At 49.1% G+C, this 15,237-nt stretch carries 15 protein-coding genes and 3 tRNA genes; 13 read left to right on the top strand and 5 right to left on the bottom strand.

The genetic code is table 11. The features are described from left to right. Window positions 1–3: 3 nt before the first annotated feature. The 3 genes from EL143_RS12020 to folD form a co-directional block, all read right to left on the bottom strand. Window positions 4–648, bottom strand: coding sequence for a hypothetical protein (locus EL143_RS12020; protein WP_085416563.1), 645 nt, complete (start codon window positions 646–648; stop codon window positions 4–6). 76 nt (window positions 649–724) lie between these two features. Beyond that, a complete protein-coding gene (locus EL143_RS12015; RefSeq protein ID WP_126326797.1) occupies window positions 725–1,426 on the bottom strand; it encodes a hypothetical protein in 702 nt (233 codons plus the stop codon). A gap of 31 nt (window positions 1,427–1,457) precedes the next feature. Further along, complete coding sequence (gene folD / locus EL143_RS12010) at window positions 1,458–2,318, bottom strand: bifunctional methylenetetrahydrofolate dehydrogenase/methenyltetrahydrofolate cyclohydrolase FolD (RefSeq protein WP_085416561.1); 861 nt, start codon at window positions 2,316–2,318, stop codon at window positions 1,458–1,460. Window positions 2,319–2,529: 211 nt separating this feature from the next. On the opposite strand from folD, the gene EL143_RS12005 reads away from it, so the two are divergent. The 8 genes from EL143_RS12005 to ubiB all read left to right on the top strand — a co-directional run bounded on the left by EL143_RS12005 (window position 2,530) and on the right by ubiB (window position 8,709). Further along, window positions 2,530–2,607, top strand: a tRNA-Pro gene (locus tag EL143_RS12005). Window positions 2,608–2,655: 48 nt separating this feature from the next. After that, window positions 2,656–2,732: transfer RNA gene (locus tag EL143_RS12000), tRNA-Arg, on the top strand. 22 nt (window positions 2,733–2,754) lie between these two features. After that, window positions 2,755–2,830 (top strand) — tRNA-His (locus EL143_RS11995). Window positions 2,831–2,946: 116 nt separating this feature from the next. Beyond that, complete coding sequence (gene rfaE2 / locus EL143_RS11990; protein WP_085416560.1) at window positions 2,947–3,453, top strand: D-glycero-beta-D-manno-heptose 1-phosphate adenylyltransferase; 507 nt, start codon at window positions 2,947–2,949, stop codon at window positions 3,451–3,453. Beyond that, complete coding sequence (locus EL143_RS11985; RefSeq protein WP_085416559.1) at window positions 3,446–5,194, top strand: bifunctional biotin--[acetyl-CoA-carboxylase] ligase/type III pantothenate kinase; 1,749 nt, start codon at window positions 3,446–3,448, stop codon at window positions 5,192–5,194. The genes rfaE2 and EL143_RS11985 overlap by 8 nt, the downstream gene beginning before the upstream one ends. Next, window positions 5,191–6,081 (top strand): hypothetical protein, encoded by an 891-nt coding sequence (locus tag EL143_RS11980; RefSeq protein WP_085416558.1) that lies wholly within the window; start codon window positions 5,191–5,193, stop codon window positions 6,079–6,081. Before EL143_RS11985 ends, EL143_RS11980 begins: the two co-directional genes overlap by 4 nt. A 128-nt stretch (window positions 6,082–6,209) precedes the next feature. Next, entirely contained in the window at window positions 6,210–6,938 is a 729-nt protein-coding gene (gene nfsA / locus EL143_RS11975; RefSeq protein WP_085416557.1) for an oxygen-insensitive NADPH nitroreductase, read from the top strand. A 259-nt stretch (window positions 6,939–7,197) separates the two neighbouring features. Next, window positions 7,198–8,709 (top strand): ubiquinone biosynthesis regulatory protein kinase UbiB, encoded by a 1,512-nt coding sequence (gene ubiB, locus EL143_RS11970; protein WP_085416556.1) that lies wholly within the window; start codon window positions 7,198–7,200, stop codon window positions 8,707–8,709. Between the two features lie 71 nt (window positions 8,710–8,780). Here ubiB and EL143_RS11965 read toward each other — a convergent pair whose 3' ends face one another. Then, on the bottom strand, window positions 8,781–9,584 hold the full coding sequence (locus EL143_RS11965; RefSeq protein ID WP_085416555.1) for an outer membrane protein assembly factor BamD: 804 nt from the start codon (window positions 9,582–9,584) through the stop codon (window positions 8,781–8,783). Here EL143_RS11965 and rluD point away from each other — a divergent pair. Beyond that, the gene (gene rluD, locus EL143_RS11960; RefSeq protein ID WP_085416554.1) at window positions 9,583–10,704 is read left to right on the top strand and encodes a 23S rRNA pseudouridine(1911/1915/1917) synthase RluD; all 1,122 of its coding nucleotides are present in this window, start codon (window positions 9,583–9,585) and stop codon (window positions 10,702–10,704) included. The two genes, EL143_RS11965 and rluD, sit on opposite strands and share 2 nt — an antisense overlap. A gap of 58 nt (window positions 10,705–10,762) precedes the next feature. Here the strand turns inward: rluD and EL143_RS11955 are convergent, their stop codons facing one another. Further along, entirely contained in the window at window positions 10,763–11,233 is a 471-nt protein-coding gene (locus EL143_RS11955; protein ID WP_085416553.1) for a serine O-acetyltransferase, read from the bottom strand. Window positions 11,234–11,355: 122 nt separating this feature from the next. Here EL143_RS11955 and pgeF point away from each other — a divergent pair, with 122 nt between their 5' ends. The 4 genes from pgeF (at window position 11,356) to pilV (ending at window position 15,228) form a co-directional block, all read left to right on the top strand. Further along, entirely contained in the window at window positions 11,356–12,138 is a 783-nt protein-coding gene (pgeF, locus tag EL143_RS11950; RefSeq protein WP_085416552.1) for a peptidoglycan editing factor PgeF, read from the top strand. 142 nt (window positions 12,139–12,280) lie between these two features. Next, window positions 12,281–13,690, top strand: a complete 1,410-nt coding sequence (gene dnaB, locus EL143_RS11945; protein ID WP_085416551.1) for a replicative DNA helicase — start codon at window positions 12,281–12,283, stop codon at window positions 13,688–13,690. Window positions 13,691–13,845: 155 nt separating this feature from the next. Further along, window positions 13,846–14,526, top strand: coding sequence for a GspH/FimT family pseudopilin (locus tag EL143_RS11940; RefSeq protein ID WP_085416550.1), 681 nt, complete (start codon window positions 13,846–13,848; stop codon window positions 14,524–14,526). 21 nt (window positions 14,527–14,547) lie between these two features. Continuing rightward, window positions 14,548–15,228 carry a type IV pilus modification protein PilV gene (pilV, locus tag EL143_RS11935; protein ID WP_158087836.1) on the top strand — a complete coding sequence of 227 codons (681 nt, stop codon included), beginning with the start codon at window positions 14,548–14,550 and terminating at the stop codon, window positions 15,226–15,228. Window positions 15,229–15,237: the final 9 nt, after the last annotated feature.

Raw genomic sequence — 15,237 nt, 5'->3', positions numbered from 1 at the left:
TGCTTAAGGGGTGAGCTGGCCGGCTTTTAATATTTCTTGGCTGCGCTTCATCAATTCGGCTTGGTCAAATAAACCGAGGCCGACGAATATGCCGATAAGAACGGATGCCGTAATAATCATGGCAATCGCATAACAAAGGTAGCCGAGCAATACTTTTATTCCGTTAGACCGGCTCAGATACATTAATCCGGCGGCCTGCGCCCAAAAACACCAAATCTGCCAAAACACCGCCACTCCGGCTAAATCGGGGTAATACAAAACGATAAGTGCTGGTGCCAATAAGGCTTCGGTAGCCAGAATAAATCCGAAATAAGAAGTTTTTCCGGCCCGGTTTACGGGGCGTAAGATGGTTTGCATGATCAAACTGAGCAGCAGCCATTTTGCGGTAACAAAAACCAGAGAAAAAACGATGGCGGCAGCGTCGCGGCCGAAGAGGGGCGTGAAAGCCGCGGCGTTTTGCAGACCGAGCAGCAATAAAATGCCGATGATTGCCGGAGGTGCATAGCGGTATTCTGCGGCGGGTTTGTAGCGCAGCAGTAAGGCATTGCGTGCGTCGGTGATGAGTTTGAGCAGCATGGTTGGAATGTTATCGGTAAGGAAAAAGAGGTTTAGTATAACAAAAGAACGGGTGTTGTTTGCGGTATTCATTATTCAGCGGGCAATGCCTGTCTGAAAACAAAAATGTATACGGGTGTTTGGCAGCGCCGCTTTTCAGTAAATGCACTCAATTGCGGTTGCTGAAAAAAGACATACACACCGCTGCGGCGGTGGTTGAAAGCAAGGTATATTGCAGCGGCTTTTCCAGTAACGAGTGGGTAATGTTGGCGTAGTAATAAAAAGGAACCAGCCCCGCGAGCACCAAGCCTAAGCGGCGGGCATAATCTATGCCCGGGTTGATGCCCGCGCGGATGTCGTCCCACCAATCGCCGATGCGCGCGATGCTGCTGAGGGCGAGGATAAAGCAGATGCTCATATAAACAGCCACAGGCTTGGCTTCTGGTTGCGATTGGCGGGCGGCAAACCAAGTGATGACCAGAGCGGCCAATGCACCGGTGCTGGCAATATTTTGCAGCAGGCGCCCGAGAGGTATGGTGCCGGCGTGGATATTGAGTGCGGATCTCAAGCGCCAGAACAGCGGGGAATAAGAAAGCAGAATAGCGGCTTGGCGGCGCTTGTCTTCAGGGCAATGGTCAAGAAAAAAATTGAGCAAAGAGCGCTGGCCGAGGCGGTATTCCGCACGCACATTGTTGTTTTGAATCAGCGTGATGCCGGTTTTATCCAGCAGGTAGTAAGTGCCGGAAGAGGGTATGTCTTCCGGGGTTTTATCCGCACAATAAACCCCCATCACGCCGAAGGGCGCTTTCAGCTTGCGCGAAAGCATCACATTGAGGGCGCGTATGGTTTGCAGAATGTGTTCCGATTTCATGTTGCGGTTATTTTTACGGTTAATGAAATGCTTATGCCGTTTTGTCGTGCAGCTCGGCTGCATGGAGCGTGTTTTCAAGCAAAGTGGCGATTGTCATCGGGCCGACGCCGCCGGGAACGGGTGTAATCATTGAGGCGCGTTCTTTGGCTTTTTCAAATTCCACATCGCCGCATAAACGCCCGTCGCTTTGGCGGTTGATGCCCACGTCAATCACAACCGCGCCGGGCTTGATCCATTCGCCTTTGATGAAATTCGGTTTGCCTACGCCGGCCACCACAATATCGGCGGCACCAACTTCTTCCGCCAGATTTTGAGTGGCGCTGTGGCAAACCGTTACCGTGGCACGGGCAAGCAGTAGCTCTAAAGCCTGCGGTCGGCCGACAATATTGGATGCGCCCACCACAACGGCTTTTTTTCCGACCACATCGATACCGTATGCTTCCAGCAGCGTCATCACGCCTTTGGGTGTGCAGGGGCGCATCAGCGGCATTTTCACTACGAGACGGCCGACGTTATAAGGGTGGAAACCGTCTACGTCTTTGTGCGGTAAGATGCGTTCCAAAACCGATTGGCTGTTGATTTGAGGCGGAAGAGGAAGCTGTACCAGAATGCCGTCGACATTCGGATTGGCATTTAAATCGTCCACTAATTTGAGCAGGGTTTCTTCGGTAGTGTCTTCCGGCAATTCATAGGAAAGTGATTCAAAACCGACTTTTTCGCAAGCCAGCTTTTTGTTGCGCACATAAACGGCGCTGGCAGGGTCGTTGCCAACCAAAACCACGGCCAAACAAGGTGTGTGTAAACCCAGGGCTTTCCGTTCGGAAACTTTTTGTTCTACAAGGGATAAACGTTGTTGCGAAATTTTTTTGCCGTCGATGATTTGTGCTGTCATGATGGAAGAATGCCTGTGTATTTGAATGGGTGGAAATTAAACGGCGTTATTGTCGCATTTTTTGCAAAATTTTGCATCTTTTGTTTAACTTTAATGAATGCCTGTCTGAAAAGATATTTTGAAAAAACAAAACGATGTGAGTTTGAGGATAAGTTTTTACAAAAAATGCTTGTTAAAGTCCCGATGCTCGGGTATAGTTGCATCCTCTCGTCGGGGCGTAGCGCAGTCTGGTTAGCGCACCTGTTTTGGGAACAGGGGGTCGTGAGTTCGAATCCCACCGCCCCGACCAGAAAATAAGCAAGCCTGAAAGGCTTATGCGCGATAGGATTAAGGTAGAGCGCCCGTAGCTCAACCGGATAGAGCACCGGCCTTCTAAGCCGGGGGTTACAGGTTCGATTCCTGTCGGGCGTGCCAAAATTCACCAGTTTAAATTGTGGTGGCTGTAGCTCAGTTGGTAGAGCCCCGGATTGTGATTCCGGTTGTCGTGGGTTCGAGCCCCATCAGCCACCCCAAATTCCAAAGCCCGCTCAATGTTGAGCGGGCTTTGCCTTTTCTAAAACCTGTTGCTTGGGTATGATTGCGGCAACATTTTATTATTATCCCGTGTCAAAACAAAAGGAACCGTATTATGAATAACTGGCCCTTACCCGAATTTGAGCAAAAAATCTGCCCGCCGGAGCAAGTGGCGGAGCGTATTGCCAAATTGCCCCGCCCGCTGGTGTTTACAAACGGCTGCTTTGATATTTTGCATCGAGGGCATGTAACTTACCTTGCCCAAGCGAGAGAAACCGGCGAAGCTTTGGTGCTGGCTCTGAACACGGATGCTTCGATAAAGCGGCTGGGAAAAGGAGACGACCGGCCGATTAACAGCTTGGAAAACCGCGCGGCAGTGGCGGCGGCTTTGGGCTGTGTCGACTTGGTTACATGGTTTGACAGCGATACGCCCGCGGAGCTGATTGAAGCAATCAAGCCCGATATTATGATTAAGGGTGGCGACTGGCCGGTGGACAAGATAGTAGGTGCGCCTGAAACGCTCGCTCGGGGCGGAAAAGTTTATTCGATTCCTTTTTTACACCAAACTTCTACAACACAAACTTTGGAAAAAATCCGTTCTGCCGAGAGGAAAGATGTTTGACATGATGCGGGAGCAGCATTGGGCTTTACTGGCGGCATTGGTCGATGGTTTGCCGCGGCATGTTTTTGAGCTGTGCGGACGCACGGGCATGAAGCCTTACCAGTTAAATGGTGTGTGGCAGCAAATGCCGCCGCATATCCGTGGTTTGCTGCGCCAGCACGACGGGCAATGGCGGTTGGTGCGTCCGCTGGCGGTATTTGATGAAGCGGCTTTGCGGCAGGCCGCGCCGGGTTTTCAGACAGGCATTTTGCACGAATGCACTTCCAGCAATGATGTTTTGTTGGAAGAAATTAAGAATCAGTCGGAAAAGATGCACCGCCGTTTGTTGGTAACCCATTTTCAAAGCGCAGGGCGCGGGCGGCAAGGCAGGAAATGGGTAGGTAAAACAGGCGAATGTTTGATGTTCAGCCTGTGTTGGGTGTTTGACAGGCAGCAGGCGGATTTAGGTGCGTTGGCGCTGTTAACGGCTTTAGCCTGCCAGAAAGGTTTGGCGGGTTTGGATGTGCAGGCAGAGATTAAATGGCCGAACGATTTGGTGGCAGGCTTGCGCAAACTGGGCGGTATTTTGATAGAAACGGTGAGGCGCGGGGGAAAAACTTATGCGGTAATCGGCATCGGCATTAATTTTGTGCTGCCTAAAGATGTAGAAAATGCGGTGTCGGTGCAGGCGCTTTTTCAGACAGGCAATAAAGCGCCGATAAGCGCATCCGCCGTGTTGGCTGCCGTGTTGCAGCAGCTTGACCGGATGTTGCCGCTTTTCGAGCAGCGCGGATTCGCCGCGTTTGTGGAAGATTATCAGGCTGCGCACCGTGATCAAGGGAAGGAAGTGTGTTTGCTGAGCGACGGTCAGATTGTTTGCGAAGGCAAGGTGGTAGGTGTCGGGCCGCATGGGGCGCTGCGGTTGCAAACTGAAGAAGGTGTGCGCGAAGTAGTGAGCGGTGAGGTCAGCTTGCGGCAAAGCGGCGAAGCCAAATCTGAGATGAAAAGCCCGGACACCGAATTTCTGCTTCTTGACGGCGGAAACAGCCAGCTGAAATGGGCTTGGGTGAAAAACGGCCGCATTATGCATTTGAACCATGCGCCTTATCGGGATTTATCGGAACTGGGCAGGGAATGGGCGGAGTACGGCAGCGGTAAAATGCGTGTGGTCGGTTCGGCTGTGTGCGGCCCGGTTAAGAAAGCGCAGGTAGCGGAACAAATTCCCAATCAGATTGAATGGCTGGCTTCTATGCCGCAAGGGCTGGGTATCCGCAATCATTACCGCAACCCCGCCGAACACGGGGCAGACCGTTGGTTCAACGCTTTGGGCAGCCGCCGTTTCACGCAGAACGCTTGTGTGGTGGTGAGTTGCGGCACGGCTGTAACCATTGATGCGCTTAGTGAAGACGATCATTATTTGGGAGGCACCATCATGCCGGGTTTCCATTTAATGAAAGAGGCGATGGCGCAGAAAACCGCCAACCTTAACCGCCCGCTGGGCAAAGTGTATCCTTTTCCCACAACCACGCCCAACGCGCTGGCCAGCGGGATGATGGATGCAGTGTGCGGCTCCATCTTGCTGATGCATGCCCGCCTGAAGGAAAAAACAGGGGCGGGCAAGCCCGTGGATGTTGTGTTGACGGGTGGTGGCGCGGCGCGGGTGGCGCAGGCCATGCCGCAGGCATTTGTTTTAGACAACACGGTTAAAATCATAGATAATCTTGTGATTTACGGTTTGTTAAACTGGGTAGAACAAGAATGAAATGGTTATTTGCCGTATTGGTGGCATTGAACGTGATTGTTTTCGGCGCCGTGGTCAATATCCACATCAGTAAGAAAACGGGCGGGGATAGCGGCAAGGAACTTGTGGCGGAAGGTTCGCACGAATTGAAGGTGCCCGAGTCGGCTTTGGTGCAAAAACGCGAAGAGACGCCGCCCTCTTGGATTAAAACGGGTGACAAAGCAGATGCAAAAGAACCGGCCGTAGATGAAACCCATGTGCCGAAAGAAAAAACCGCCGAGCAGAAAGCAGCGGAAGAAAAAGCCCGTTTGGAACGGGAGAAAAAGCTGCTTACCGAAAAGCTGAAAAAAGAAGCGGCGGAAAAAGCGCGTCGCGAGCTGGCGCAGAATCAGACAAGCGAAGCGGAAAAAAGCCCTTTTGCACCGCCTCCGGCCGCGCCGCAGAATACACGTTGCAGCCGCACGGCTACCGTAACCATTCCTGAAGACGATTACCATAGAATCAAAGGCTTACTTGTGCAATGGCCGCATGCGGCCACTCGCAAGGTAGAGCAAAGAGACGGTGGCGGCGACAAACGTAACGTGAAATACACGGTTACCGTGTCGGGGCAGGGCGATGCGCAATCGGTGTTGGACGAGGTAACATCGAAAGGGTTCAACGGCTCGATAGGCGGCGGTGGCGTTGTGGTTGGGATTTATTCAGACAGGCAGTCTGCGCAGGCCACTTTGTCGCGCTTGCAGAATGCGGGGTTTAATGCCCAAATCCGCGAGCAGAGCAGCGGCGGATCGAGCAGCATGAGCATTGCCAAAATGCAGATTTATTTCAGCGGCCTGAGTGATGCTGATATCCAAGGTGTGCAAAGCGTGGTCGGGAAATACGGCAATTTGCAACGTGGAACGTGTAAGTAGCGGTCGGATAAGCGAGCAAATGCCTGTCTGGAAAACAGTAAAAAGTATTCGGCAAAACCATAATCGATCGCGTCTTAAACCATCATTTAATGCGTCTTAAACCATCATTTAATGAAGAGGAACCAAATATGGAATTTACCAGTAAACCCGCCTTGCAAACCGCGCTTAACCACCGCTCCATCCGCAAATACACGGGCGAACCGATTCCGGCGGAAATGCTGGAAATCATTTTGAAGGCAGGGCAGGCGGCGTCAACCTCCAGCTTTTTGCAGTCGGCACACATTATCCGCGTTACCGATATGGAAATGCGCAAAAAGCTGCGTGCAGTAGGCGCCAACCAACACTATATCGAAACTTGCGCGGAATTTTTGGTATTTTGTATTGATTTTGCCAAACACAAACAGATTGCGCCCGATGCTCAAACAGACTGGACTGAGATGACGCTGATGGGTTCGATTGATGCCGGGATTATGGCGCAAAATGTGATGCTTACCGCAGAATCACTCGGTTTGGGCGGCGTGTATATAGGTTGTTTGCGCGACGACATCAATGCGACCAATGAAATATTGAATCTGCCCGAGAATGTGGTGCCGCTGTTTGGTATGTCTTTGGGTTGGCCTGCCCAAGAACCCATGATGCGCCCGCGCCTGCCTGCCGAATGCGTGGTTACAGAAAACGGCTACCGCCCCATGGATAAAGCGGTTTACGAAGCATATAACACGCAGGTTAAAGATTATTACAAACAGCGCAGTAATCTGGATTTGGACTTTACGCAGCAAGTACGCAATTCTCTTTGTCAGGAAGTGCGTCCGGATGTATTGCCGTTTTTGCAGCGTAAAGGATTGGCCAAGCGCTGATGCCTGTCTGAAAAACCAAGCGGGAAGTTTATGCATCGGGTTGGAACCGGTAAGCTTTCTGCTGATTGATAGCGCGGCTGACCCGTTGGAGCGGGTCAGCCGTTTAGGGTGTATCAAAGCAGATTAATACTAGTGCCTGAATGTGTGCTCGTCTTGATATTGAGATGATGCAGGATTTTAAAGATTTATAACAAATAAACTTTATTGCTGTTAAAGCTGTAAAAATAAGCTTATTTGTTATGCCGCCTGATGATTTGTTATGAAATGGCTTAAACGCACAACCACTTTGGCTAAAACCGTATACCGCTACGGCTTGGCAGATTTGCTGATGCCGCTTGCCGGCAAAACATGGATATGCGGCTTATTGCGCAAGCTGCCGAAGTCGTCCGAATACGCAGATACCGCGTTGCCTGTGCGCCTCCGCTTGGCATTGGAAAGCCTGGGGCCGGTATTTGTAAAATTCGGGCAAGTGCTCTCTACACGACCTGATTTGATTCCGCACAACTATGCAGCTGAGCTTTCCAAGTTGCAAGACCGTGTGCCGCCTTTTGATGCAGAATTGTCGTGCCGCCAAATCGAGCAATCGTTAGGCAAACCGATTGATGCGCTTTATGCTCAATTCGACACCACGCCGGTGGCCAGTGCGTCTGTTGCGCAAGTGCATAAAGCGCGTTTACACAGCGGCGAACAGGTTGCGGTAAAGGTGCTGCGCCCGAATCTTGCTCCCGTGATTGAGCAAGACTTGGCTTTGTTGCGTTTTGGCGCTGGCTGGATTGAGCGTTTGTCTGCCGACGGCAAAAGGCTGCGCCCGCGCGAAGTGGTGGATGAGTTTGACAAATATCTGCACGATGAATTGGATTTGATGCGTGAAGCGGCCAATGCCAGCCAGCTCGGACGCAATTTTAAAGACAGCACCATGCTGATCGTGCCGCAAGTGTATTACGATTATTGCAGCCGCGATGTACTCACCATCGAGTGGATGAACGGCACGCCGGTGGCCGATATAGCGGGTCTTAAAGCCAAAGGTATCGATTTGCACCGTTTGGCGCGTTACGGTGTGGAAATTTTTTTCACACAAGTTTTCCGCCACGGTTTTTTCCATGCCGATATGCACCCGGGCAATATTCTGGTTGCTGATGACGGTCGCTATATCGCACTTGATTTCGGCATTGTCGGCAGCTTGACTGATTATGACAAGCGCTATCTAGCCATCAACTTTCTGGCGTTTTTCAATCGCGATTACCACCGCGTGGCAACCGCGCATATCGAGTCGGGCTGGGTGCCGCCCGATACGAGGGCGGAAGAGCTGGAAGCGGCCGTGCGTGCGGTGTGCGAACCGATTTTTAATAAACCCATATCGCAAATTTCGTTCGGCTTGGTTTTGATGCGCTTGTTTGAAACCAGCCGCCGCTTTAATGTGGAAATCCAGCCCCAGCTTGTTTTGCTGCAAAAAACGCTGTTGAATATCGAAGGCTTGGGTCGCCAACTTGACCCTGATTTGGATTTATGGACAACGGCAAAACCTTTCCTAACCCGTTGGATGGCGGAGCAGGTCGGGCCTAAAGCATTTTTGAACACGCTGAAAAACGAAGCGCCCGATTGGGCGCAAATCCTGCCCAGCCTGCCGCGGAAAATCAATATGCTGGTGGATGAAACCCGGCAGCAGGAAATGCGCGATGCCTATATACATTTGGTTAAAACCCAGCAAAAACAGAATCTTTGGCTGTGTGTGATCGCCGTGGCACTGGTGTTGATTTTATTGTTTAAATAATTGGGGTGCGGCAGATTAAAGCAATGCCTGTCTGAAACAGGTTTTCAGACAGGCATATTTGTTTTGGAACCTTATTTCCAATAGCGCCACCAGGGCATACTGTCGGGCTTCCAGTCTTTCGTTAGATATGGACTTTGCGGGAAGTTGGTTTGCAGCACGCGGGCCGTGTCTTCAGCCAATTCGGGTTTGTTCAGCTTCTTGTAAGAAGTGATCATAATCGCCAAAGCTTCTTCCACAAAGCGGGTGTTTTGGTATTGCGCGATGATCTTTTGCGAACGGTTGATGGCGGCAAGGTAGGCGCCCCGGTTAATGTAGTAGCGGGCGATAGCCATTTCGTTGCCGGCCAGAGCATCAACCAGTTTAGCCATGCGCTCGGTGGCATCCGCTACATATTCGCTTTCGGGAAAGCGCTTGGTAAGCTCTTCGAAAGCATAATAGGCTTCACGGTTGGCTTTCGGATCCCGGTCTGACCAGTCTTGGGAGGCCAATTTGTTGAAGAAAGACTGGTCTTCGTTAAACAGCACCAAGCCTTTCAGATAGAGAACATAATCCATGCGCGGATGGTTGGGATAAAGGTGCTGGAAGCGCTGGATGGTGGAAAGCGCGCGCTCGCGCTCGTCGTCTTTATAATACGCATAAGCCGTATCCAGCAAGGCTTGCTGGGCATATACACCGTTAGGAAATCGCGATTGCAGCAGTTCATATAATTTGATGGCTCGCGTATAATTATTGCTGTTCAGCTCATCTTGCGCTTCGGTGTAGAGCTGGTTGACAGTCCAATCTTGGGTAATCTGGGCATCTTTATCTGCTGCACCTTTTGTTGCGCAGCCTGATAACGCCAAGCCTAAAGAAACAATTAAAAGAATTTTTTTCATGCAAAATATTTCCTTGGATAACGAAGCCGATTATAGCGATGATTTGGAGTTTTCGGCAGCCCCTAATGCAGAAAGTTTCATAAATTTAGTGATACCGGTCGATTTGGCGGGCATGCGGCTTGATGCTGCTTTGGCGAAACTGTTACCCGATTATTCCCGCAGCCGCCTGAGCAGCTGGATCAAAGAAGGCGCAGTTTCTGTGAACGGCAAAGCGACGCAGCCGAAAGATAAATTAATCGGTGGCGAAGAGCTGGTGGTGGAAATTCAGCAAAGCGATGAGAATGCCGTCTTTATGCCGGAACCGATGGATTTGGACATTGTTTATGAGGACGATACGGTCATTGTGTTGAATAAGCCTGCCGGTTTGGTGGTGCATCCGGCGGCAGGAAATTGGTCGGGCACGCTGCTTAACGGGCTTTTGGCGCATTGTCCTGACTTGACGCAGGTGCCGCGTGCGGGGATTGTGCACAGGTTGGACAAAGATACCAGCGGTTTGATGGTGGTGGCGAAAACTTTACCGGCGCAAAACGATTTGGTAAAGCAGCTTCAAGAGCGCAGTGTGAAACGGATTTACCGTGCCGTGGCTAACGGCATCGTGCCTTTTGACGGTAAAATCGAAACCCTGATCGGTCGTGATCCGCATAACCGCTTAAAAATGGCAGCGGTGAAGTTTGGCGGGAAAGAAGCGGTAACTCATGTGAAAGTATTGGAGCGGTATGGCGCGCACAGTTATATAGAATGTGCATTGGAAACGGGGCGTACCCACCAGATCCGTGTCCATATGCGTGAGGCCAACCATCCGCTGGCAGGTGATCCGGTGTACGGCAATCCGCGCCACCAATGCTCGGCTGCGGTAAAGGAGGCGGTAAAAGATTTGAACCGGCAGGCTTTGCATGCCCATAGTTTGAGCTTTAAACATCCGAAAACTGGTGAAACCGTGTCGTTTAAAGCGCCGTTGCCTCAGGATATGTATCATTTGTTGTCGGTATTGCGCTTGGAAAGCGGCTTGGATTCTTCTTTGAGCAGTGAAGAGGAATGGCTGGAAAAAGTGGGTGAGCAGGACGATGATGATTGGAATGAAGATGATTATGATGTTGAAGTGGTTTATGTAAAGGAATGAAATGAGTCGCGGAAAAATAAAAAGCAGTGCGTAAACACTGCTTTTTATTTTTGCTTTTTTAGTAAAACTCGCTTCGGTCTATCGTGCGCAATACTTTTGCCGGAACGCCTGCTGCCAAAGAACAGGGAGGGAGATCTTTTACTACCACGGCGTTGGCACCGACTACTGAATCCGAGCCTATCGTTATTCCGCCGATCAGTTTGACACCTGTTCCCAGCATAACATTATCGCCTACTTTCGGATAAACATTGGCTTTGGCCTGAGTGCCGTCGTTGGCAATCGATACACCGTTGAAAATTTTACAATTGCTGCCCACTTCTGCGCCGGCGCCGATAGTAATATTATAATGGTGTGCAAACTTGCAACCTTTTCCGATTTTAGCTCCGGGATGGATGTCGCTGGAAAAAACCATGCGTCCAATCAAATAGATAAAATAGCTTAAAGGTCGCGTTAATTTGCTGCGGTAAAGCGCATTTGAAATACGGTACACAAACATCAAGTGTGTAGACGGTAAAAGTAAACTTTTCATAAGAAGTTTCTCTCACAAATAATAGTGTTTAGAAATCTTGTAAATTCGAATTACGTTGTGTTTTGTATTTCCGAGATTTACGGTTTTGTAAACCAGACAAACCTTCATTTAGATAGTTCAATATGAAAAATATAAATTTAAAACAGGTTTTTGATGAAAAAATCATCTCCGGTGATTTTCTTTATGCAGACTGGCCTGCTCCCGACAATGTAAAGGTTTTAATAACGACACGAAAGGGAGGTAAAAGCAACGGTTGTTTTAGCAGCTTGAACGTAGGCGGACATGTGGGGGATAACCCCGAAGCGGTTGCTCAAAACCGTTCTTATGTGCAAGAGCATGTAGGAGCACCGTTGGTATTTTTAAATCAGGTTCATGGTGCCGATGTGGTGCGAGCCGTCGATGCGGCACAAAAGATGATGGATGCGGACGCTTGTGTAGATGATACGGGCCGTGCGGCGTGTGTTGTGATGACGGCGGATTGTTTGCCTGTATTGCTGTGCGACCGTGCAGGAGCAGTCGTTGCCGCCGCGCATGCAGGTTGGCGCAGTTTGGCCGGCGGTGTGTTGCAGAACACGGTTGCCGCTATGCGGGTTGATCCGATGGAAATTATGGCATATTTCGGCCCGGCCATCGGCCCTGATGCATTTGAAGTGGGCAGTGAAGTGAAGGACGCATTTTGCAGTCAGATATCGGAGGCTGAAGATGCCTTTGAGAGCATAGGCGGAGAAAAATATTTGGCCGATATTTACCATTTGGCACGCCTGATTTTACAAAGAGAAGGTGTAACCCAAATTTACGGCGGTTCACATTGCACGGTGTTGGAGCGCGAAAACTTTTTTTCTTACCGCAGAGATGGGCAAACGGGCAGAATGGCCAGCATTATTTGGCTGGAACAAGATCATTAACTCGTTTTCAGACAGGCATATGCCTGTCTGAAAAACTTTGAGGTCTACTTTAATACTGCTTTAAAACAACCAATCAGGTAATAAGCGATTTGCGATATAATGAAAACTTTCCGTTTCCAGCTTTCAATTAAGGAAGATTTTAATGAACAATCCGGGCTATGCTGTTGATTCGCATGATGATGAAGTAACTGCATTATCGCTGCCACCACACTCGGTTGAAGCGGAGCAGTCGGTGCTTGGCGGATTGATGTTGGAAAATGCGGCTTGGGATAGGGTTGCCGATGTTGTAACTGGCGAAGACTTTTACCGCCACGAACACCGCTTGATTTTCCGTGCAATTGCCGGCTTGGTAAATGAAAGCAGACCGGCTGATGTGATTACCGTTCAGGAAGCATTGGAGCGGAACGATGAGCTGGAGAACGCAGGCGGGTTCAACTATTTGGTTACTTTGGCGCAAAACACGCCTTCCGCTGCGAATATCCGTCGATATGCGGAAATTGTGCGCGAACGCTCGGTAATGCGCCAGCTTGCCGAAGTAGGCACGGAAATTGCACGCAGCGCCTACAATCCGCAAGGCCGCGATGCAGGCCAGCTGCTGGATGAGGCCGAAAATAAAGTGTTCCAAATTGCCGAAAGTACTGCCAAGTCGAAACAAGGTTTTTTGAATATGCCGGATTTGCTCAAAGAGGTGGTCGAGAGAATCGACCTGCTTTACTCGCGCGACAACCCGGATGAAGTAACCGGCGTAGCAACGGGTTTTATAGATTTGGACAAAAAAACTTCGGGTTTGCAAGGAGGCGATTTAATTATCGTAGCAGGGCGACCGTCTATGGGTAAAACCGCCTTCTCAATTAACATTGCGGAATATGTGGCCGTAGAAAGCAAGCTTCCGGTTGCTGTGTTCTCTATGGAAATGGGGGGCGCACAATTGGTGATGCGTATGCTCGGATCCATTGGCAGGCTAGATCAAAGCGTTTTAAAAACAGGTGCTTTGAAAGACGAGCATTGGGGGCGTTTGAACGATGCAGTTGTGAAGCTTTCCGATGCTCCGATGTTTATCGATGAAACGCCAGGGCTTACCGCGCTGGAATTGCGCGCGCGCGCGCGGCGCTTGGCAAGGCAGTTCGGCGGCAAATTGGGTTTGATTGTGATTGATTACCTGCAATTGATGTCCGGCTCGGGTCGCAACGATAACCGTGCTTCCGAGTTGGGGGAAATTTCACGTTCGTTGAAATCATTGGCAAAAGAATTGCATGTTCCTGTGATTGCCTTGTCGCAACTGAGCCGTACGGTGGAGCAGCGTACCGATAAACGCCCCATGATGTCCGACCTGCGCGAATCGGGTGCGATCGAGCAGGATGCGGATTTGATTATGTTTATGTATCGGGATGAATATTACAATCCCGAATCCCAGTTTAAGGGGTTGGCGGAATGTATTATCGGTAAAAACCGTAACGGCCCTGTAGGCAAAGTGGTGCTTACATGGACCGGTCAGTTTACCAAATTCGACAACGCAGCATTCGTGCCGGATATGGCGATGATGGAAGACTAGTCTGCAGCACTTGTTGCAAATTTTGGCGAAATAAAGAAAAAAGCGGTATTTCGGTGCAAATAATTAGGTAAGTAGATGACGTATCGTTTAAAATAGCAGCTAAATTTTAATAAGATTACGCACATTACCGGAAAATAAATAATCAGGTGTTACTCATGTATTCAAGTCAAAAAGGTTTTACCTTAGTCGAATTGATGGTAGTGGTTTCAATATTGGCCATCATGTCTTTGATTGCTTATCCCAATATGTCTGAATGGATTGCCGAACACCGTATCGCGAATAAAGCGGAACAAATGGCGAATTTGTTCCGACTTGCGCGAGGAGAAGCCGTAAGGATTGGTGTGCCGGTTTATATTTGCCCTGTTGATATATCGGAAGCAGGCAAACCCAATAATTATTGTGCTACTTCAGAGCCGGAAGGATATGCAGCATTTGCTGATAAAGACAAAGATCATAAATATGATGAAAAGAAAGGTGATATACCATTAAGAACGGTTGTCTTGAATACTAAGTCCCGTAATACCACTCTTTTTTCTTTTGATAATTTAAATGCTGCACCAAACTATAATCCTGTGAATAGTGGTTCAGAGCAAGCACGTGCTGCGGGTTATATGCCTAACGGAGCTTTTATCAGGGGTAATTATACGGTAGGTAAAAAAGGGATTATCACGCCCTCACCTGCTAACAGTATCATTAAAATTGTTTTGACGGATAAACAACCGGAAAATAAACAAAAAAGCAGAGCACAAGTTCTTTTGTTTGATGGAAGTGGCAGGTTGCAGACTTGTAAGAAATCAGAAATCACGGATGTCAATAATAAGAAATGTACTTTTTAATCTGTTGTTAGAATGAAGATAATGAGAAAAAACCAACTTATAGAAATTCAAATAGGCGGAAGAATGCTTACTCAGAAGCAAAAAGGTGCAACATTGATTGAGGTGTTGGTGTCTATGTTGATGCTTGGTTTGGGTGTTTTGGTTCTGCTTGCTACACAGCTTAAAACGGTCTCAGGCGTGAGGGAAGCTGAAAATCAAACTATTGTTGCCCAAGCTACCCAGAATCTGATTGAAGGTATGTTAATGAATCCCGAATTGCATAGGGAACAAATTAATGAGGATGCCGATAATGGTATACAAGGCGTTACATGGCATAGGAAAAGTTACAATCATTATGCTAATGCTATGAGTAATTTGCAAAGTATTGCAGCGAATTGCAATAGATTGGATACGGTAAACGTTATTAGCAAGGAAGATTTGGCTTTGTCTCAAGTATGTGATTTTGGGTTGACTTTGGGGGAAAATTTGCCAGATGTTGCTCTACTGCGCGGACATATCTGTTTGGATAGTGAAGACAGGGAGCCTACTGTTGTTAGAGGGATGGTTGATTGGAATTGCCGAGTTAATGCCAACCGGCGGGCTTATACCGTTGTAAAGGTTTTATGGCAAATGGATACCGAAAATAAAGCGGCTGTCTCAGGAGGTATCAATATTGATGATGGTAAAGCTGTTTACACATATCAGGCACGCGTTACGGAATAAAGAATAAAT

The sequence above is a fragment of the Neisseria canis genome (assembly GCF_900636765.1).
Classification (GTDB): domain Bacteria; phylum Pseudomonadota; class Gammaproteobacteria; order Burkholderiales; family Neisseriaceae; genus Neisseria; species Neisseria canis.
This window is presented reverse-complemented; position numbering and strand designations above follow the sequence as displayed.

Excerpts from the sequence above, each read along its gene's own strand:
- EL143_RS12020 (WP_085416563.1), bottom strand. The coding sequence starts at position 648 with ATGAATACCGCAAACAACACCCGTTCTTTTGTTATACTAAACCTCTTT.
- EL143_RS12015 (WP_126326797.1), bottom strand. The coding sequence starts at position 1,426 with ATGAAATCGGAACACATTCTGCAAACCATACGCGCCCTCAATGTGATG.
- folD (WP_085416561.1), bottom strand. The coding sequence starts at position 2,318 with ATGACAGCACAAATCATCGACGGCAAAAAAATTTCGCAACAACGTTTA.
- rfaE2 (WP_085416560.1), top strand. The coding sequence starts at position 2,947 with ATGAATAACTGGCCCTTACCCGAATTTGAGCAAAAAATCTGCCCGCCG.
- EL143_RS11985 (WP_085416559.1), top strand. The coding sequence starts at position 3,446 with ATGTTTGACATGATGCGGGAGCAGCATTGGGCTTTACTGGCGGCATTG.
- EL143_RS11980 (WP_085416558.1), top strand. The coding sequence starts at position 5,191 with ATGAAATGGTTATTTGCCGTATTGGTGGCATTGAACGTGATTGTTTTC.
- nfsA (WP_085416557.1), top strand. The coding sequence starts at position 6,210 with ATGGAATTTACCAGTAAACCCGCCTTGCAAACCGCGCTTAACCACCGC.
- ubiB (WP_085416556.1), top strand. The coding sequence starts at position 7,198 with ATGAAATGGCTTAAACGCACAACCACTTTGGCTAAAACCGTATACCGC.
- rluD (WP_085416554.1), top strand. The coding sequence starts at position 9,583 with ATGCAAAATATTTCCTTGGATAACGAAGCCGATTATAGCGATGATTTG.
- EL143_RS11965 (WP_085416555.1), bottom strand. The coding sequence starts at position 9,584 with ATGAAAAAAATTCTTTTAATTGTTTCTTTAGGCTTGGCGTTATCAGGC.
- EL143_RS11955 (WP_085416553.1), bottom strand. The coding sequence starts at position 11,233 with ATGAAAAGTTTACTTTTACCGTCTACACACTTGATGTTTGTGTACCGT.
- pgeF (WP_085416552.1), top strand. The coding sequence starts at position 11,356 with ATGAAAAATATAAATTTAAAACAGGTTTTTGATGAAAAAATCATCTCC.
- dnaB (WP_085416551.1), top strand. The coding sequence starts at position 12,281 with ATGAACAATCCGGGCTATGCTGTTGATTCGCATGATGATGAAGTAACT.
- EL143_RS11940 (WP_085416550.1), top strand. The coding sequence starts at position 13,846 with ATGTATTCAAGTCAAAAAGGTTTTACCTTAGTCGAATTGATGGTAGTG.
- pilV (WP_158087836.1), top strand. The coding sequence starts at position 14,548 with ATGAGAAAAAACCAACTTATAGAAATTCAAATAGGCGGAAGAATGCTT.